This is a genomic window from Streptomyces sp. NPDC025651 (assembly GCF_055558735.1).
This window is the reverse complement of the sequence record NZ_JBVHLZ010000007.1, coordinates 103,362-120,646: the sequence shown is the minus strand read 5'-3', so window position 1 is coordinate 120,646 and position 17,285 is coordinate 103,362. Positions and strand designations below refer to the sequence as shown.

General features: G+C 71.2%; 16 protein-coding genes and 1 tRNA gene. 13 read left to right on the top strand and 4 right to left on the bottom strand.

All coding sequences use genetic code 11. The features are described from left to right. The first annotated feature begins 82 nt into the window (after positions 1 to 82). Both ACZ4D5_RS24595 and ACZ4D5_RS24590 read left to right on the top strand, forming a co-directional pair. A complete protein-coding gene (locus ACZ4D5_RS24595; RefSeq protein WP_467774559.1) occupies positions 83 to 529 on the top strand; it encodes an SRPBCC family protein in 447 nt (148 codons plus the stop codon). Between the two features lie 62 nt (positions 530 to 591). Beyond that, positions 592 to 663 (top strand) — tRNA-Val (locus tag ACZ4D5_RS24590). 110 nt (positions 664 to 773) lie between these two features. Here the strand turns inward: ACZ4D5_RS24590 and ACZ4D5_RS24585 are convergent. Continuing rightward, positions 774 to 1,499, bottom strand: coding sequence for a 3'-5' exonuclease (locus ACZ4D5_RS24585; RefSeq protein ID WP_362327879.1), 726 nt, complete (start codon positions 1,497 to 1,499; stop codon positions 774 to 776). 179 nt (positions 1,500 to 1,678) lie between these two features. Here ACZ4D5_RS24585 and ACZ4D5_RS24580 point away from each other — a divergent pair, with 179 nt between their 5' ends. The 3 genes from ACZ4D5_RS24580 to thrS all read left to right on the top strand — a co-directional run bounded on the left by ACZ4D5_RS24580 (position 1,679) and on the right by thrS (position 5,630). Further along, positions 1,679 to 2,245 carry a DUF4365 domain-containing protein gene (locus ACZ4D5_RS24580; protein ID WP_467774558.1) on the top strand — a complete coding sequence of 189 codons (567 nt, stop codon included), beginning with the start codon at positions 1,679 to 1,681 and terminating at the stop codon, positions 2,243 to 2,245. Next, on the top strand, positions 2,245 to 3,471 hold the full coding sequence (locus tag ACZ4D5_RS24575) for a hypothetical protein (RefSeq protein ID WP_467774557.1): 1,227 nt from the start codon (positions 2,245 to 2,247) through the stop codon (positions 3,469 to 3,471). The genes ACZ4D5_RS24580 and ACZ4D5_RS24575 overlap by 1 nt, the downstream gene beginning before the upstream one ends. Before the next feature lie 179 nt (positions 3,472 to 3,650). Beyond that, positions 3,651 to 5,630 (top strand): threonine--tRNA ligase, encoded by a 1,980-nt coding sequence (gene thrS / locus ACZ4D5_RS24570; protein WP_467774556.1) that lies wholly within the window; start codon positions 3,651 to 3,653, stop codon positions 5,628 to 5,630. Positions 5,631 to 5,659: 29 nt separating this feature from the next. Here the strand turns inward: thrS and ACZ4D5_RS24565 are convergent, their stop codons facing one another. Next, complete coding sequence (locus ACZ4D5_RS24565) at positions 5,660 to 6,355, bottom strand: potassium channel family protein (RefSeq protein WP_467774555.1); 696 nt, start codon at positions 6,353 to 6,355, stop codon at positions 5,660 to 5,662. A 67-nt stretch (positions 6,356 to 6,422) separates the two neighbouring features. Here ACZ4D5_RS24565 and ACZ4D5_RS24560 point away from each other — a divergent pair, with 67 nt between their 5' ends. Next, complete coding sequence (locus tag ACZ4D5_RS24560; protein WP_467774554.1) at positions 6,423 to 6,983, top strand: HIT family protein; 561 nt, start codon at positions 6,423 to 6,425, stop codon at positions 6,981 to 6,983. A 21-nt stretch (positions 6,984 to 7,004) separates the two neighbouring features. Here ACZ4D5_RS24560 and ACZ4D5_RS24555 read toward each other — a convergent pair whose 3' ends face one another. Beyond that, positions 7,005 to 8,672, bottom strand: a complete 1,668-nt coding sequence (locus tag ACZ4D5_RS24555) for a hypothetical protein (RefSeq protein WP_467774882.1) — start codon at positions 8,670 to 8,672, stop codon at positions 7,005 to 7,007. A gap of 182 nt (positions 8,673 to 8,854) precedes the next feature. Beyond that, positions 8,855 to 11,053 (bottom strand): elongation factor G-like protein EF-G2, encoded by a 2,199-nt coding sequence (locus ACZ4D5_RS24550; protein WP_467774553.1) that lies wholly within the window; start codon positions 11,051 to 11,053, stop codon positions 8,855 to 8,857. A 258-nt stretch (positions 11,054 to 11,311) separates the two neighbouring features. On the opposite strand from ACZ4D5_RS24550, the gene pgsA reads away from it, so the two are divergent. The 7 genes from pgsA to ACZ4D5_RS24515 all read left to right on the top strand — a co-directional run bounded on the left by pgsA (position 11,312) and on the right by ACZ4D5_RS24515 (position 17,252). After that, a complete protein-coding gene (gene pgsA / locus ACZ4D5_RS24545; protein WP_467774552.1) occupies positions 11,312 to 11,983 on the top strand; it encodes a phosphatidylinositol phosphate synthase in 672 nt (223 codons plus the stop codon). After that, entirely contained in the window at positions 11,980 to 12,900 is a 921-nt protein-coding gene (locus ACZ4D5_RS24540; protein ID WP_467774551.1) for a phosphatidylinositol mannoside acyltransferase, read from the top strand. The genes pgsA and ACZ4D5_RS24540 overlap by 4 nt, the downstream gene beginning before the upstream one ends. Then, positions 12,897 to 14,105 (top strand): glycosyltransferase family 4 protein, encoded by a 1,209-nt coding sequence (locus tag ACZ4D5_RS24535; protein WP_467774550.1) that lies wholly within the window; start codon positions 12,897 to 12,899, stop codon positions 14,103 to 14,105. The genes ACZ4D5_RS24540 and ACZ4D5_RS24535 overlap by 4 nt, the downstream gene beginning before the upstream one ends. A gap of 86 nt (positions 14,106 to 14,191) precedes the next feature. Further along, entirely contained in the window at positions 14,192 to 14,737 is a 546-nt protein-coding gene (locus tag ACZ4D5_RS24530; RefSeq protein ID WP_467774549.1) for a LemA family protein, read from the top strand. A gap of 168 nt (positions 14,738 to 14,905) precedes the next feature. After that, positions 14,906 to 15,814: a pyridoxal 5'-phosphate synthase lyase subunit PdxS gene (gene pdxS, locus ACZ4D5_RS24525; protein WP_467774548.1), complete on the top strand. Its 909-nt coding sequence runs from the start codon at positions 14,906 to 14,908 to the stop codon at positions 15,812 to 15,814. Beyond that, complete coding sequence (pdxT, locus tag ACZ4D5_RS24520) at positions 15,814 to 16,419, top strand: pyridoxal 5'-phosphate synthase glutaminase subunit PdxT (RefSeq protein ID WP_467774547.1); 606 nt, start codon at positions 15,814 to 15,816, stop codon at positions 16,417 to 16,419. Before pdxS ends, pdxT begins: the two co-directional genes overlap by 1 nt. Before the next feature lie 80 nt (positions 16,420 to 16,499). Continuing rightward, positions 16,500 to 17,252: a YebC/PmpR family DNA-binding transcriptional regulator gene (locus ACZ4D5_RS24515; protein WP_384553352.1), complete on the top strand. Its 753-nt coding sequence runs from the start codon at positions 16,500 to 16,502 to the stop codon at positions 17,250 to 17,252. Positions 17,253 to 17,285 lie beyond the last annotated feature (33 nt).

The following is a 17,285-nucleotide window of genomic DNA, read 5'->3' as shown; positions in this document are numbered from 1 at the left end:
ATCGGTGCGGATACTCAGGACGTACTCAGATGGGCACGTGAGTCGGTGCTCGGCTTGGCGTGTGGATGGGCAGACTCGGCTCATGGACTGGTGCCGCTACCGCTTCCGCAGCGTCTGGGATCTGCCCGGCGCGCCCGCCGACGTCTACACCGTCCTCGAACGGGCCGAGGACTATCCGCGCTGGTGGCCACAGGTGCGCGAGGTGACGCCCGTCGACGACCGCACCGGCGTCGCGCGCTTCAGGTCCTTCCTCCCGTACGACTTGGTCGTCACCGCGTGCGAGCGGCGCCGTGACGTGGGAGCCGGGGTCCTGGAGATCGTCATGACCGGGGACCTGGACGGCTGGGCACGCTGGACGGTCACGGCCGGACCCAGGGGGACACGGGCCCGCTACGACCAGGAGGTCGAGGTGCGCAGGCCCTTGATGCGGCGCCTCGCCGTCCCCGGACGGCCCGTGTTCCTGCTCAACCACGCCCTGATGATGAGGGCGGGGCGGCGCGGTCTGACGTCGTACCTGGCGTCGGTCTGACGGCGTACCTGGAAGCGGTTTGAAGGAAAGGCGCCCGGACCTGTATTGTTCAGTGCGTTCCCGGGCGATTAGCTCAGTGGGAGAGCGCTTCGTTCACACCGAAGAGGTCACTGGTTCGAACCCAGTATCGCCCACCCGGAGAATGCCGGTCCGTCAGCAGACGGACCGGTTTTTTCTTGTCCGTACGCGGCTTGTCCGTACGCGGCCCGCGTCACCCTGCGCCCGGTGCGCGCGCCCTCGACGCTCAGGCCGCCGCCGGGAGTTCGGGACGCAGCGGCCAGGCGGGGTCGACCTCCTCGGGCGAACCGCTCTTGGCGAACCACGCCTGCAGGCCGCGCGCCTGCGCCGCGTGCCAGACGGCCTGCAGTGTGTGCAGCTCGGCCGGCGAGAGACGCTCCAGGCGTGAGGCGAAACGGCGCCCCACCGCGCGGACGACGTCGAGGGCGGCCTGCGCGTCCGCCGCCGCGTCGTGGGCGTCGGACAGCTCCACCTCGTAGTGCGCGCACAGGTCGGTCAGCGTGCGCCGGCCCTTGCGGTAGCGGTCCAGGTGCTTGTCCAGGACTCTCGGGTCGACCACGCAGAGGGACGAACCCTCCATGTAGCGGCTCAGGGACGAGGCGCGGTGCCTGCGCAACTCCCGGTCCAGGATGGTCAGATCGAACGGCGCGTTCATCACCACGATCGGTCGGCCCGCCGCGCCCTGCTCGGCCAGATCGCGCGCTATCTCCTCCATCACCGGCGCGGGCCAGCGGCCGTTGCGCTGCAGGTGATCCTCCGTCAGTCCGTGTACGGCCGTGGCTTCTTCGGGCACGGGTACGCCCGGATTCACCAGCCAGCGGGTGATGCGCGGCCGGGTGCCCGCGCCCTGCTGGACGACGACGGCGGCCGACACGATCCGGTCGGTCTCGACGTCGACGCCCGTGGTCTCCGTGTCGAATGCGGCCAAGGGGCCCTCGTACCAGCACGTCATGGTGACGCAACTCCTCGTTCAGTTCCGGCAGATGACGTTCGGTCCCCTGCCCACGCTGGTGATACCCGGGCCGTTTGCGCTGTACGCGGCCCGGAGACAACAGAGGTACAGGGCCTAGGCATTGACGGCCCGAGCGGGGAAACAGCCGGGAACGACCGGGTTCGAAAGGCACGTTGGACATGGCGCTCGCGCAGCCCGAACAGGGTGGGCTGCTGCCCGAGCGGATCGCACCGCCGCGCGGCACACTCGCCACCACCGCCTGTATGGAGACACTTCAGGTGGGCTATCTGCACGCCGTCGCGGCGGCCGCCGGATGCTCGCTCTCACAGCCCTTTCCGGACAACGGCATCGACTGGCACGTCAGCCACAGCGCCCCCGGGCACACGGTCGACGACGAGGTCACCATCAAGGTCCAGCTCAAGTGCACGTACCAGATACCGCCCGCCCCGGCGGGGCCCGCCTTCTCCTTCACGCTCGACAACGCCCACCTGGAGAAGCTCGCCCGCACCCCTGTCTCGGTCCACAAGATCCTGGTCGTGATGCTCGTGCCCCGGTCGCAGGACGACTGGCTCCGGGCCGGACACGACCGACTCGACCTGCGCCACTGCTGCTACTGGACCAACCTGGCCGGGCACCCGGTGACCGGCCGACGGCGCACCACCGTGCGCGTCCCGACCTCGCGGATCTTCGACGACCGCGCGCTCTGCGAGATCATGACGCGCGTCGGGACGGGAGGGAGACCCTGATGCACCGCCCCTTCGACGTCGACGGGCCCGTACCTCCCGTCCGCCCGCACCCCGCCCCGGCCACGGGCCACTGGGCGCAGCCGCCCGAACCCGCCCAGGTCGACCCCGCCGTGCTCGGCGCGCTGCTCGCCCGGCACGGCTGGCAGCGCCGCGGCGGAGCCCCGGGCCGCTATGCCCGGTGGACGCCGCCGGGACCCGGCGGCGGGGGCACCAGCCTGCTCGTGCCCGAGAGCCGAGCCTTCCCCGACTGCGAGGACCTGATCGGCGAGGCGCTCGTCGCACTGTCCCGCAGCGCCTCGCCCGCCGCCCGCGACGTGCTCGTCGGACTCGCCGTGCCCAGCGACGAGATCCGCTGGTGGCGCGATGTGCCGGTCGGCCCGGCGGGTACGGCGACCTGGCCGGTGGAGGAGCAACTGCGGTCCGCCGCGCGGCAGTTGCTGCTCGCCGGTGCGCTCGCCGCGCGCGGTCGCGCCGGGTACCACGGCGCGCGCCACCGCGGTCCCGCCGCCGCGTCCCTGCAGAACGTCCTGGTCGGGCCCGCTCCCGGCGGGCGCGCGCTGACCGCCTTCGTGCCCGTGCCGACCGGGCGGCCGCTCACGGTCCGGCTGCACCAGGCGCTGTACGCCTGCCGCGAGGCCGTCGACTACCAGCGCGCCACCGGCGGTATGGACGCCTTCGACGGCGCGGTCGAGGCCGGGGTGAGCCACGAGCTGACCGAGGCGATCGTGGCGCTGGTGCGCGGCACGGAGGGCGCGCGCGTCGCGGTCGAGTGGGCGCCGGGCGCAGGCGTGCCCGAGGGGTGCGCGGCCCCCGCCGAGCCGGTCGAGTTCTCGCCCGGTGACCTGCCGGTGCTGCGCGAGGCGGGCGCCCGCTATCTGCACGGGGAGCCTTCGGTGCCGGTGCGGATCACCGGGGCCGTGGTGCGGATGCGGCGGTCGTCGCCGCGCGGGGAGGGCACGGTGCGGATCCGGGTGATCGCGGGGGCCGAGGTCCCCCACGTACGGATGGCCCTGGACGAGGAGTCGTACCGCATCGCGGGCCACGCGCACCTGGTCGGCCTTCCGATCCGGGTGCACGGACGGCTGGAGAGCCGGGGCGGGTTCCGCAGGCTCACCGGGGCCACCGGGGTGGTGCCGGTGCAGGTGGACGAGGCGGAGCGGGACCACCTGATGAAGTCGCTCCAGGAGAACCTCGACTTCTTCGAGGAGGCGTGCAGTCCGGACTGAGGGGGCGTACGGCACGGACTGAAGGGGTGTACGGCACGGGCTCGGAGGGCGCGGGATCGGAGGGGCCGCTTCCGGGGGCGGCGGGCAACCGTTTCGCGGCGGGCCCCTGTGGCTCGGTACGATCCCTAGTGCGCGCGCACGAAGAAAGCGCCGCACCCCCCTTCAGCAAGGAGAGACCGGTGTCAGACGTCCGTGTGATCATCCAACGCGATTCCGAGCGGGAAGAGCGCGTGGTGACGACGGGCACTACGGCCGCCGAGCTCTTCGCCGGTGAGCGCACCGTCGTCGCCGCCCGCGTGGCCGGCGAGCTGAAGGACCTGGCGTACGCCGTGGCCGAGGGCGACGAGGTCGTCCCCGTCGAGGTCTCCTCCGAGGACGGCCTGAACATCCTGCGCCACTCGACCGCGCACGTCATGGCGCAGGCCGTGCAGGAGCTCTTCCCCGAGGCCAAGCTCGGCATCGGCCCGCCCATCCGCGACGGCTTTTACTACGACTTCGACGTCAAGGAGCCGTTCACCCCCGAGGACCTCAAGCGCATCGAGAAGAAGATGCAGGAGATCCAGAAGCGGGGCCAGAAGTTCTCCCGTCGCGTCACCACCGACGAGGACGCCCGCGTCGAGCTGGCCGACGAGCCCTACAAGCTGGAGCTCATCGGCCTCAAGGGCAACGCCGCGCAGGCCGCCGACGGCGCCGACGCCGAGGTGGGCGCCGGCGAGCTGACGATCTACGACAACCTCGACGCGAAGACCGGCGAACTGTGCTGGAAGGACCTCTGCCGGGGCCCGCACCTGCCCTCGACCCGCGCCATCCCCGCGTTCAAGCTGATGCGCTCCGCCGCCGCGTACTGGCGGGGCAGCGAGAAGAACCCCCAGCTCCAGCGCATCTACGGCACCGCGTGGCCGTCGAAGGACGAGCTGAAGGCGCACCTGGAGTTCCTCGCCGAGGCCGAGAAGCGCGACCACCGCAAGCTCGGCTCGGAGCTCGACCTGTTCTCCTTCCCCGAGGAGCTCGGCCCGGGCCTCGCGGTCTTCCACCCCAAGGGCGGCGTGATCCGCAAGGTCATGGAGGACTACTCGCGGCGCCGCCACGAGGTCTCCGGCTACGAGTTCGTGAACACCCCGCACATCTCGAAGGAGAAGCTCTTCGAGATCTCGGGCCACCTGCCGCACTACGCGGACGGCATGTTCCCGCCCATCGAGTTCGACGAGCAGAACTACCGCCTCAAGGCGATGAACTGCCCGATGCACAACCTGATCTTCAAGTCGCGCGGGCGTTCCTACCGCGAACTGCCGCTGCGCCTCTTCGAGTTCGGCACCGTGTACCGGTACGAGAAGTCCGGCGTCGTGCACGGCCTGACCCGCTCGCGCGGCTTCACCCAGGACGACTCGCACATCTACTGCACCAAGGAGCAGATGCCGCAGGAGCTCGACACGCTCCTGACCTTCGTGCTCGACCTCCTGCGTGACTACGGCCTGACCGAGTTCGAGCTGGAGCTGTCCACCCGCGACGACTCCGACAAGTTCATCGGCACCGACGAGGACTGGGCCGAGGCCACCGAGGCGCTGCGGCTGGCCGCCGAGAAGCAGAACCTGCCGCTGGTGCCCGACCCGGGCGGCGCCGCGTACTACGGCCCGAAGATCTCCGTGCAGGCCAAGGACGCCATCGGCCGGTCCTGGCAGATGTCGACGATCCAGGTCGACTTCAACCAGCCCAAGCGGTTCGGCCTGGAGTACACGGCGGCCGACGGCTCGCGCCAGCAGCCCGTCATGATCCACCGTGCGCTGTTCGGCTCCATCGAGCGGTTCTTCGGTGTGCTCCTGGAGCACTACGCGGGCGCGTTCCCTGCGTGGCTGGCCCCGGTTCAGGCCGTCGGCATCCCGATCGGCGACGGGCACGTCGAGTACCTGCAGGAGTTCGCCGAGAAGGCGCGCGCCCAGGGGCTGCGGGTCGAGGTCGACGCGTCGTCCGACCGCATGCAGAAGAAGATCCGCAACCAGCAGAAGGCCAAGGTGCCCTTCATGGTCATCGCGGGCGACGAGGACATGAACAACGGTTCCGTGTCCTTCCGCTACCGCGACGGCTCGCAGGAGAACGGCATCCCCGTCGACGAGGCCATCGCGAAGATCGCGAAGGTCGTCGAGGAGCGGACGCAGGTCTGACGTGCGTACGCCCTGACGCGTACGTGGCTTCAGGAGGCCCCCGGGGATTGGCTCCCCGGGGGCCTCTCGTCGTCCCCGCGCCCGTCGGCGCCGCCCTCGCGCGCGAAGACCTGGAGCAGCCACGAGGAGAACGAACCGGTCACCGCGCCGAGCAGCGCGAGCCCGCAGCCCATCAGGCCGACCGCGGCGAGCCGCCCGACGGGAGTCACCGGCGCCACGTCCCCGTACCCCACGGTGGCCAGGGTCGCGCAGGTCCACCACACCGCGTCCCCGAACGTCTCGATCGTCGCGCCCGGCGCCCCGCGCTCCTGGTGGTAGACGGCCAGCGCCCCGGCGAAGCCGAGGAGCAGCGCGGCCAGGCCCGCGTACGCCATCACGCGCGCGTGCAGGGCGAGCCGCGGCCGCGCGTGCCGCCGCTGGACCGCCTCGTAGACGTGCACGATCCGCAGCGGACGCAGCAGCGGCAGGGCGAGGACGACGGTATCCAGCCAGTGGGTGCGTACGAAGCGCAGGCGCTGTCCGCTCAGGCGCCACCGCACCGCATAGTCCACGGCGAACCCGGCCCACGCCGCCAGGGCCGTCGCCACGCACACGTCACGCCACAACGGGGACAGCCCGTGGGCCAGGACCCGCACCGCGTACGCGCCCAGGAACAGCAGCGACGCCACGGCCAACGGGACCTCGGTGCGGTTCTCCCAGCGGGTCTGCCGGCTGTCGTCGATCATCGGCCAAGCTTCGCGGCGGTGCCGTGGGTATCCGCCCCGCCGACACGCCGCGAACGGGCGAAGTCATATGCTGCACCCCATGACGAGTGAGCCGGAGCAGCAGATCGGAGTGGGGACGCAGGACGCGTTCCAGCGCCTGTGGACGCCCCACCGGATGGCGTACATCCAGGGCGAGAACAAGCCCACGGGACCGGGAGCCGACGACGGCTGTCCCTTCTGCTCCATCCCGGCGAAGTCCGACGAGGACGGGCTCGTGATCGCGCGCGGCGAGCAGGTGTACGCGGTACTCAACCTCTACCCGTACAACGGCGGGCACTTGATGGTCGTGCCCTACCGCCACGTCGCCGACTACACCGACCTGACGGGTCCGGAGACCGCCGAACTCGCCGCGCTCACCAAGCAGGCGATGACGGCGCTGCGTGCCGCCTCCGGCGCGCACGGCTTCAACATCGGCATGAACCAGGGGGCCGTGGCGGGCGCCGGCATCGCCGCGCACCTGCACCAGCACATCGTGCCGCGCTGGGGCGGCGACACCAACTTCATGCCGGTGGTGGGGCACACCAAGGTGCTGCCGCAGCTGCTCGCCGACACCCGCAAGATGCTCGCGGACGCCTGGCCGGTCGGCTAGGCGTCACGCTTCGCGGTCGGCTCACGCGTCGTACACGTCCGCCTTCCTCGGCATCGGGTCCTGGATCGCCCCGCTGAGGAAGCCGGAGCGGGCGCCGAACTTCTCCGTGTTCACGCCGTTCTCCTCAAGGACCTTGATCGCGGCCGAGTGGACCACGCGCAGCACGGGAGTGGCGGCGCGCAGCGCGTCGTCGGCCATGAAGCGGTGCCGCCACGGCTTGTCCGCCCAGGCGTGCCGCAGGCCGAAGGGCTCGGGCAGGACCAGCTTGCCGCCGAGGTAGTCCAGGAGCGGCGGGTACCAGGTGAAGGGGGCGCGCACCGCGAGGCGTACGACCTCGTCGGCGTCGACCAGCGGGAGACTGCGGGACGTGGTCTCCCAGAACTTGATCGGCTTGGCGACCGTCTTCGTCTTCGGTGACGGCTTGCTGGTGAACAGCGAGTGCACCGGGCCCAGGGCGTGGCCGGTGACCTCGATGCGCAGCGTCTCGTGCAGCACGGTCACCGTGATCAGCATCGTGATGACCAACTGGCCGTCCCAGAGCGTGAACTGCACGCCCAGGTAGTGGCGGTTGCCGCTGCCGAACTGCTGCTCGTTGCAGATGCGCTGTATCTCGTGGCCGCGGATCTGGAAGGCCTCGACGTCCGTGCCGGTGGGGCGGGCCACCGCCTTGGCGTTCTCCCCGATGGGGGAGACGATCCAGTGCTTTATCGACGGCGTGGGGAAGCCGCCGGTGTGCAGGGGGCCGCGCTCCAGCATGCGGAGCTGGTCGTGCACCGCCCGTATGACGTCCCAGCTGCGGAAGGGGTTGATCTCCTTGCCGTCCTCGGCGGGCACCAGCTCCTCGGCCAGCTGCCAGCTGCCCCAGCGCGTGCCCATGCCCAATATGCCCTTGGGCCCGGCGTAGAACACGGAGTTGCTCTGCTGCTCGGCGGAGAGCCTGGCCAGGCCCTGGCGCAGCCGCTCGGCGGCCGTCTCGCCCGGGCTGCCCGGCACCGCCTCGGGGATCTTCGCGCCGATGCCGCCGCCCGCGAGCAGGCCGGACCAGCGCTCGCGCATGTCCTTGGCGGTGCGCTCGGCGATCTGCTTGGCCCAGAACCAGCCCACCACCGGCAGGACGATCGCCGCGCGCAGGTACCAGGCCCAGAAGCCGCCGAACGGCAGCTTGATGAGGAAGAGCACGGCGAGCACGCCCACGGCGACCAGGACGGCCGTGGCGAGGGCGCCCGCGCTCTTGTTCTCGCTCTTGGCCACCTGCCGTCTGATGGTGAACACGAGGAGCCAGACGATCAGGCCCGGCAGGAAGAGCAGGCCGCACAGGACCATCACGGCGGTGAGCCAGCTGTCGCGCTCCTTGCGGATGCGGCTCGCCGCCAGGCAGTGCTCGACCACCGCCTGCGGCTCGATCCCGAAGGACTGGATGAGCGGACCGCGGCCGCCGCCGAGCATCCGCACCTGCACGGTCCGCGCGAACGCCTCGCCCAGATTCGGCTTGAAGAGCGACCAGAGGCCGGGCTTCACCTCGGACTTGTGCCATTCGTTGTTGGCCTTGAGGATGCCGTCGACATCGCCGTCCCGGTACGCGGCAGAGGCCAGGGCATGCGTCGCCGCGGTCTGTCCCGCGGCGCCCGAGAGCGGAACCTGGGCCCCGGGCCTGAAGTCGAATACATCGTCCGCCACTGCCGCCCCCATCGCCGCGACGCCTTCGCTGCTGCGGCTCTTCCCGACTTCCTTGTCCGGCACACCTGTTGTCGACCGGCGCATCTGTTGATCAGGTCATCAGCGTATCCGGGCGCGCCGACATCCGGCAGTGGGCCACGGAATGCCGCCCGCCCGAAGGGGAGTGGGCGGGCGGCGTACGCCGTGCGGTCCAACTACGAGGCGTCCTGGGCCTGTTCGCGGATCTTCTCGGACAGCTGCGGAGGCATCGGCTCGTGGCGGGCGTACGTACGGCTGAAGCGTGCGGTGCCCTGCGAGAGGGAGCGCAGATCCACCGCGTACCGGCCGATCTCGATCTCGGGGACCTCGGCCCGCACGAGCGTGCGTCCGCCGGGCGCCTGCTCGGTGCCGACCACGCGGCCGCGGCGGCCCGACAGGTCGCTGAGCACCGCGCCGACGTAGTCGTCGCCGACCAACACCTGCACCTCGGCGACCGGTTCGAGCAGATGGATCTTGGCTCCCGACGCGGCCTCGCGCAGCGCGAGCGCGCCCGCCGTCTGGAACGCGGCGTCGGAGGAGTCCACCGAGTGCGCCTTGCCGTCGAGGAGCGTGACACGTACGTCGATCAGCGCGTACCCGGCGGCGACGCCCTTCGCCGCCTGCGCGCGCACGCCCTTCTCGACGGACGGGATGAACTGCCGCGGGACCGCGCCGCCCACGACCTTGTCGACGAACTCGATGCCGCTGCCGCCGGGCAGCGGCTCGACCTCGATCTCGCAGATCGCGTACTGGCCGTGGCCGCCGGACTGCTTCACATGCCGGCCGCGCCCGCCGGACTTGCCCGCGAACGTCTCCCGTAGGGAGACCTTGTGCGCCACCACGTCGACCTGCACGCCGTAGCGGCTGCGGAGCCGCTCCAGAGCGACGTCGGCGTGCGCCTCGCCCAGGCACCACAGGACCACCTGGTGCGTGTCCTGGTTCTGTTCGAGCCGCATGGTCGGGTCCTCGGCGACCAGGCGGGAGAGCCCCTGCGAGAGCTTGTCCTCGTCGGCCTTGCTGTGGGCCTGGATGGCGAGCGGCAGGAGCGGGTCGGGCATGTCCCAGGGCTCCATCAGGAGCGGGTCGTCCTTGGCGGAGAGGGTGTCGCCCGTCTCGGCGCGGTTCAGTTTGGCCACGCACGCCAGGTCGCCCGCGACGCACCGCGTGAGCGTGCGCTGATGCTTGCCGAAGGGGGAGGAGAGCGCGCCGACGCGTTCGTCGACGTCGTGGTCCTCGTGGCCGCGGTCGGCCAGGCCGTGCCCGGAGACATGGACGGTCTCGTCGGGGCGCAGGGTGCCGGAGAAGACGCGGACGAGTGAGATCCGCCCCACATAGGGATCGGAGGCGGTCTTCACGACCTCGGCGGCAAGCGGTCCCGCCGGGTCGCAGGTCAGCGCGGGGCGCGGCTTGCCGTCCGGTGTGGTCACGGCGGGCGCGGGGTGTTCCAGGGGGGTGGGGAAACCGCCCGTGATGAGCTCCAGGAGCTCGACCGTGCCGATGCCCTGGCGGGCGCCCTCCGCGGCGGGCGCGGCGGCGAGCACCGGGTGGAAGATGCCGCGCGCCACGGCACGTTCCAGGTCGTCCACGAGTGTCTTGAAGTCGATGTCCTCGCCGCCGAGATAGCGGTCCATGAGGGACTCGTCCTCGCTCTCGGCGATGATCCCCTCGATGAGCTTGTTGCGCGCCTCCTCGATCAGCGGCAGCTGGTCGCCGCCGGGCTCGGACTCCTTGCGCTCCCCGGAGGCGTAGTCGAAGATCCGCTGCGAGAGCAGCCCGATCAGGCCGGTCACCGGCGCGTGGCCGTCGGGGCCCTGCTCGCCGTGGAGCGGCAGGTACAGCGGCAGTACGGCGTCGGGGTCGTCGGCGCCGAACGCGTCGGCGCAGGTGCGGGTCATCTCGGTGAAGTCCGCGCGGGCCGACTCCAGGTGGGTGACCACGATGGCCCGCGGCATGCCGACCGCCGCGCACTCCTCCCACACCATGCGGGTCGCGCCGTCCACGCCGTCCGCCGCCGAGACGACGAACAGGGCCGCGTCCGCGGCGCGCAGACCGGCCCTCAACTCGCCGACGAAGTCGGCGTATCCAGGGGTGTCCAGAAGGTTGATCTTGAAGCCGCCCCATTCGAGGGGGACCAGGGACAGCTGCACCGAGCGCTGCTGCCGGTGCTCGATCTCGTCGTAGTCGGAAACGGCCGTGCCGTCCTCCACACGGCCCGCGCGGTTCACCGCCCCCGCGGTCAGCGCGAGGGCCTCCACCAGAGTCGTCTTGCCCGATCCGCTGTGGCCGACCAGCACCACATTCCGTACGGACGCGGGGTGGTCGGCCGATGTCGCCCTGCCGGCGGCTCCGGGGTGTGCGTTCGCCTTGTCGCCCATGCCTTGGCCTCCCGGTTACGTGCACGGTGAGGAGGCTCAGCCCCCTCGGGGATGCTGGCTGCTCGCGGACACGCGGGGCCGGGTGCGGGGCGGCTCCGGCGGCGCCCGTGGTGCTTTCGAGCTTTCCACTCGGGTCACTCTGCGTCCATACGTCGTACGCGATCGTGAGGGGGCGAGCCGGTCCGTCAAGGGCGTGACTACGATGGGCCAGCCGGTGGCCAACGGGGCCACGCGGCGCACCGACCCCTCGGGAAGGCCATGCTGAACAAGTACGCGCGTGCGTTCTTCACGCGTGTTCTCACGCCGTTCGCCGCGTTTCTCATCCGCCGCGGGGTCAGCCCCGACGCGGTCACCTTCATCGGCACGGCCGGAGTGGTGGCGGGAGCGCTGGTCTTCTTCCCCAGGGGTGAGTTCTTCTGGGGCACGATCGTCATCACCCTGTTCGTCTTCTCGGACCTGGTCGACGGCAACATGGCCCGCCAGCTGGGCCGCTCCAGCCGCTGGGGCGCCTTCCTGGACTCCACGCTCGACCGGGTGGCCGACGGCGCGATCTTCGGAGGCCTCGCCCTCTGGTACGCCGGATCCGGCAACGACGACATCCTGTGCGCCGTCTCCATCTTCTGCCTGGCCAGCGGCCAGGTGGTGTCGTACACGAAGGCGCGCGGCGAGGCGATCGGTCTGCCCGTCGCCGTCAACGGCCTGGTGGAGCGCGCCGAGCGGCTGGTGATCTCGCTGGTCGCCGCGGGCCTCGCCGGGCTCCACAAGTTCGGCGTCCCCGGCATCGAGATCCTGCTGCCCATCGCCCTGTGGATCGTCGCGGCCGGCAGCTTCGTCACGCTGGTCCAGCGCGTCGTGACGGTGCGCAGGGAGTCCGCGGAGGCGGACGCCGCCGCGGCCGCACAGGCCCAGGAGAGCGAGGCCGCCCAGTGAAGGAACGATTGACGGACGCGCTGTACGGGCTCGGCTGGGGCACCGTGAAGAAGCTGCCCGAGCCCGTCGCCGTACGGCTCGGCAGGACCATCGCGGACACCGCGTGGAAGCGCCGCGGCAAGGGCGTCCTGCGCCTGGAGGCCAACTACGCGCGCGTGGTGCCCGACGCGACCCCGGAGCGGCTCGCCGAACTCTCCCGGGCGGGCATGCGCTCGTACATGCGCTACTGGATGGAGTCCTTCCGGCTGCCCGCGTGGAGCAAGGACCGCATCAAGAACGGCTTCGCGCCCAAGGACCTGCACTACCTCACCGAGGGGCTCGCCTCCGGCAAGGGCGTCGTCCTGGCCCTGCCCCACCTGGCCAACTGGGACCTCGCGGGCGCCTGGGTCACCACCAAGCTGGAGACGCCCTTCACGACCGTGCAGGAGCGCCTCAAGCCCGAGTCGCTGTACGACCGGTTCGTCGCCTACCGCGGCAAGCTCGGCATGGAGGTCCTGCCGCACGTCGGCGGCTCCGCCTTCGGCACGCTGGCGCGGCGGCTGCGCGCGGGCGGCCTGGTCTGCCTCGTCGCGGACCGCGACCTGTCGGCGTCCGGCGTCGAGGTGAAGTTCTTCGGGGACACCGCGCGGATGCCCGCGGGGCCCGCGATGCTCGCCCAGCAGACCGGAGCCCTGCTGCTGCCCGTCACGCTCTGGTACGACGAGTCGTCCGTCATGAAGGGGCGCGTTCACGCGCCCATCGAGGTCCCCGAGACAGGGACCCGTGCCGAGAAGACGTCTGTCATGACGCAGGCGCTGGCCGACGCCTTCGCCACCGGTATCGCCGACCACCCGGAGGACTGGCACATGCTGCAGCGTCTGTGGCTCTCCGATCTGGAGCCCCGCCCCGAGTCCCCGGCCGCCGAGGGGACGTCGTGAGGATCGGCATCGTCTGCCCGTACTCGTGGGACGTGCCGGGCGGCGTCCAGTTCCACATCCGCGATCTGGCGGAGCACCTCATCCGTCTCGGGCACGAGGTCTCCGTCCTCGCCCCGGCCGACGACGAGACCCCCCTTCCGCCGTACGTCGTCTCGGCCGGCCGCGCCGTTCCCGTGCCGTACAACGGCTCCGTCGCGCGGCTCAACTTCGGCTTCCTGTCGGCCGCGCGGGTACGCCGCTGGCTGCACGACGGCACCTTCGACGTCATCCACATCCACGAGCCGGCCTCGCCCTCGCTCGGGCTGCTCAGCTGCTGGGCCGCGCAGGGCCCGATCGTCGCGACGTTCCACACGTCCAACCCGCGCTCCCGGGCCATGATCGCCGCGTACCCGATCCTGCAGCCCGCCCTGGAGAAGATCAGCGCGCGCATCGCGGTCAGCGAGTACGCGCGCCGCACGCTCGTCGAACACCTCGGGGGCGACGCGGTCGTCATCCCGAACGGCGTCGACGTCGACTTCTTCGCCAAGGCCGAGCCCAGACCCGAGTGGCAAGGAGGAGGGGTGCGCGGCTCGGGTGAGGGCGGTGGTGGGAGACGGGAGGGCGAGACGATCGGCTTCATCGGTCGCATCGACGAGCCCCGCAAGGGCCTGCCGGTCCTGATGAAGGCGCTGCCGCAGATCTTCGCCGAGCGGCCGAACGCGCGGCTCCTGGTCGCGGGCCGCGGCGACGAGGAGGAGGCCGTGGCCTCGCTCCCCGCCGAGCTGCGCTCCCGGGTGGAGTTCCTCGGCATGGTCAGCGACGAGGACAAGGCGCGGCTGCTGCGCAGCGTCGACCTGTACGTGGCGCCGAACACCGGCGGCGAGAGCTTCGGGATCATCCTGGTCGAGGCGATGTCCGCGGGCGCGCCCGTGCTCGCCAGCGACCTGGACGCCTTCGCGCAGGTCCTCGACCAGGGCGCGGCGGGCGACCTGTTCAGCAACGAGGACGCGGAGTCCCTCGCCAAGGCGGCGGTGCGCCTGCTCGCCGACCCCGAGCGCCGCGAGGGCCTGCGCGAGCGCGGCAGCACGCACGTACGCCGCTTCGACTGGTCGACGGTCGGCGCGGACATCCTCGCGGTCTACGAGACGGTCACGGACGGCGCGGCCTCGGTCGCGGCGGACGAACGGACGGGCCTGCGCGCGCGGTTCGGGCTCGCCAGGGACTGACGCCCGCACCCCTCACGGCGACGCCCTGACCCCACACGGCGCCCGGCGGTGAACCGCGCCCCGTGAGGGGACTAGCCTTTTGGCCCGTGACCTCCACTTTGATCTGGATCGCGGTGGCCCTCTTCGCGATCGGCCTCTACCTGAGCTGGACGGCCGGACGGCTCGACCGGCTGCACGCGCGCATCGACGCCGCCCGCGCCGCCCTCGACGCCCAACTGCTGCGCCGCGCCTCGGTCGCCCAGGAGCTGGCCACCTCCGGGGTGCTCGACCCCGCCGCGTCGATCGTGCTCTACGAAGCGGCGCACGCGGCCCGCCAGGCGGAGGAGGAACAGCGCGAGGTCGCCGAGAGCGAGCTCAGCCAGGCGCTGCGGGCCATCTTCGGCGAGGCCCAGCAGGTCGAGGCGGTGCGCGAGGCCCCGGGCGGCGACGAGGCGGCGACCGAGCTGGCCGCGGCGGTGCGCCGGGTGCCGATGGCCCGCCGCTTCCACAACGACGCGGTGCGCGCCGCCCGTGCGCTGCGCCGCCACCGCAAGGTCCGCTGGTTCCGCCTGGCCGGGCACGCGCCCTTCCCGATGGCCTTCGAGATGGACGACGAGCCGCCGGTGGCGCTGGCGGACCGGGCGACCGCGTAGCGGGGCCACAGGGCGGCAGACGGCGCTGACCAGGCCCATGCCGCGGCGCTGACCAGGCACATCCCGGAAAAATGAGCCACCGGTCATCCATTGGCCCTTGTTGTGGCCTGGTCGTCGGGAGTTTCCTCGGAGCTGCAGAAATCCTCTTCGACGAGTGAGGTCAACTCCGTGTCCAGCACCCCCAGCACCCCCGCCCCCGAGACCGGCACCGCACGCGTGAAGCGCGGCATGGCCGAGCAGCTCAAGGGCGGCGTGATCATGGACGTCGTCAACGCCGAGCAGGCGAAGATAGCCGAGGACGCCGGCGCCGTCGCCGTCATGGCGCTGGAGCGGGTGCCCGCCGACATCCGCAAGGACGGCGGCGTGGCCCGGATGTCCGACCCGAACATGATCGAAGAGATCATCGAGGCCGTCTCGATCCCGGTCATGGCCAAGTCCCGCATCGGCCACTTCGTCGAGGCCCAGGTCCTGCAGTCCCTCGGCGTCGACTACATCGACGAGTCCGAGGTCCTCACCCCGGCCGACGAGGTCAACCACAGCGACAAGTTCGCGTTCACGACGCCCTTCGTCTGTGGCGCCACCAACCTGGGCGAGGCCCTGCGCCGCATCGCCGAGGGCGCGGCCATGATCCGTTCCAAGGGCGAGGCCGGCACCGGCAACGTCGTCGAGGCCGTCCGCCACCTGCGCCAGATCAAGAACGAGATCGCCAAGCTGCGCGGCTTCGACAACAACGAGCTGTACGCCGCCGCCAAGGAGCTGCGCGCCCCCTACGAGCTGGTCAGGGAGACCGCGGAGCTCGGCAAGCTCCCGGTGGTCCTGTTCTCCGCCGGTGGCGTCGCCACCCCCGCCGACGCCGCCCTGATGCGTCAGCTCGGCGCCGAGGGTGTCTTCGTCGGCTCCGGCATCTTCAAGTCCGGCGACCCGGCCAGGCGCGCCGCCGCCATCGTGAAGGCCACCACCTTCTTCGACGACCCGAAGGTCATCGCGGACGCCTCCCGCAACCTCGGCGAGGCCATGGTCGGCATCAACTGCGACACCCTGCCCGAGGCCGAGCGCTACGCGAACCGGGGCTGGTGATGACCACTCCCGTCGTAGGCGTCCTCGCCCTTCAGGGGGACGTACGGGAGCACCTGATCGCCCTGGCCGCGGCGGACGCCGTGGCCAGGCCGGTCCGGCGCCCCGAAGAGCTCGCCGAGGTCGACGGCCTGGTCATCCCCGGCGGCGAGTCCACCACCATCTCCAAGCTGGCCACCCTCTTCGGCCTCCTGGAGCCCCTGCGCGCACGCGTGCGTGACGGCATGCCGGTCTACGGCACCTGCGCGGGCATGATCATGCTCGCCGACAAGATCCTCGACCCGCGCTCGGGCCAGGAGACGGTGGGCGGCATCGACATGATCGTGCGGCGCAACGCCTTCGGCAGGCAGAACGAGTCGTTCGAGGCGGCCGTCGGCGTCAAGGGCGTCGAGGGCGACCCGGTCGAGGGCGTCTTCATCCGGGCCCCCTGGGTGGAGTCGGTCGGCGCCGAGGTCGAGGTGCTCGCCGAGCACGAGGGCCACATCGTCGCCGTACGCCAGGGCAACGCGCTCGCCACGTCGTTCCACCCGGAGCTGACGGGCGACCACCGCCTCCACGCGCTGTTCGTGGAGATGGTGCGGGGGAACGGGCGCGCGGGATCCTTGTAGGATCTCGTGGGATCCCCCCGGGGCCTTAAGGTCTGGGAGAGTTCGTACTGGTTGTTGGGTAACGCGAAGGAGACAGGCAGATGTCCGGCCACTCTAAATGGGCTACGACGAAGCACAAGAAGGCCGTGATCGACGCCAAGCGCGGCAAGCTCTTCGCGAAGATGATCAAGAACATCGAGGTCGCGGCCCGCACGGGCGGCGCCGACGTGTCCGGCAACCCGACCCTCTTCGACGCCATCCAGAAGGCCAAGAAGAGCTCGGTGCCGAACAAGAACATCGACTCCGCGGTCAAGCGCGGTGCCGGCCTCGAGGCCGGTGGCGCCGACTACGAGACGATCATGTACGAGGGCTACGGCCCGAACGGCGTCGCGGTGCTCATCGAGTGCCTCACCGACAACCGCAACCGCGCCGCGTCCGACGTCCGCGTCGCCATGACGCGCAACGGCGGCTCGATGGCCGACCCGGGCTCCGTCTCGTACCTCTTCAACCGCAAGGGCGTCGTCATCGTCCCCAAGGGCGAGCTGTCCGAGGACGACGTCCTCGGCGCCGTCCTGGACGCGGGCGCCGAGGAGGTCAACGACCTCGGCGAGACCTTCGAGGTGCTCAGCGAGGCCACCGACCTGGTCGCGGTCCGCACCGCACTCCAGGACGCCGGCATCGACTACGACTCGGCCGAGGCCAACTTCGTCCCGACCATGCAGGTCGAGCTGGACGAGGAGGGCGCCCGGAAGATCTTCAAGCTGATCGACGCGCTCGAGGACAGCGACGACGTGCAGAACGTCTTCGCCAACTTCGACGTCTCCGACGAGGTCATGGCGAAGGTCGACGCGTAGGCGCCGCACGCAGACCCGCGCCCCTCTGGGGTG

Bases quoted from the DNA above. Each gene is read 5' to 3' on its own strand.
- ACZ4D5_RS24595 (WP_467774559.1), top strand. From the start codon at position 83: ATGGACTGGTGCCGCTACCGCTTCCGCAGCGTCTGGGATCTGCCCGGC.
- ACZ4D5_RS24585 (WP_362327879.1), bottom strand. From the start codon at position 1,499: ATGACGTGCTGGTACGAGGGCCCCTTGGCCGCATTCGACACGGAGACC.
- ACZ4D5_RS24580 (WP_467774558.1), top strand. From the start codon at position 1,679: ATGGCGCTCGCGCAGCCCGAACAGGGTGGGCTGCTGCCCGAGCGGATC.
- ACZ4D5_RS24575 (WP_467774557.1), top strand. From the start codon at position 2,245: ATGCACCGCCCCTTCGACGTCGACGGGCCCGTACCTCCCGTCCGCCCG.
- ACZ4D5_RS24565 (WP_467774555.1), bottom strand. From the start codon at position 6,355: ATGATCGACGACAGCCGGCAGACCCGCTGGGAGAACCGCACCGAGGTC.
- ACZ4D5_RS24560 (WP_467774554.1), top strand. From the start codon at position 6,423: ATGCTGCACCCCATGACGAGTGAGCCGGAGCAGCAGATCGGAGTGGGG.
- ACZ4D5_RS24555 (WP_467774882.1), bottom strand. From the start codon at position 8,672: ATGGGGGCGGCAGTGGCGGACGATGTATTCGACTTCAGGCCCGGGGCC.
- ACZ4D5_RS24550 (WP_467774553.1), bottom strand. From the start codon at position 11,053: ATGGGCGACAAGGCGAACGCACACCCCGGAGCCGCCGGCAGGGCGACA.
- pgsA (WP_467774552.1), top strand. From the start codon at position 11,312: ATGCTGAACAAGTACGCGCGTGCGTTCTTCACGCGTGTTCTCACGCCG.
- pdxT (WP_467774547.1), top strand. From the start codon at position 15,814: ATGACCACTCCCGTCGTAGGCGTCCTCGCCCTTCAGGGGGACGTACGG.
- ACZ4D5_RS24515 (WP_384553352.1), top strand. From the start codon at position 16,500: ATGTCCGGCCACTCTAAATGGGCTACGACGAAGCACAAGAAGGCCGTG.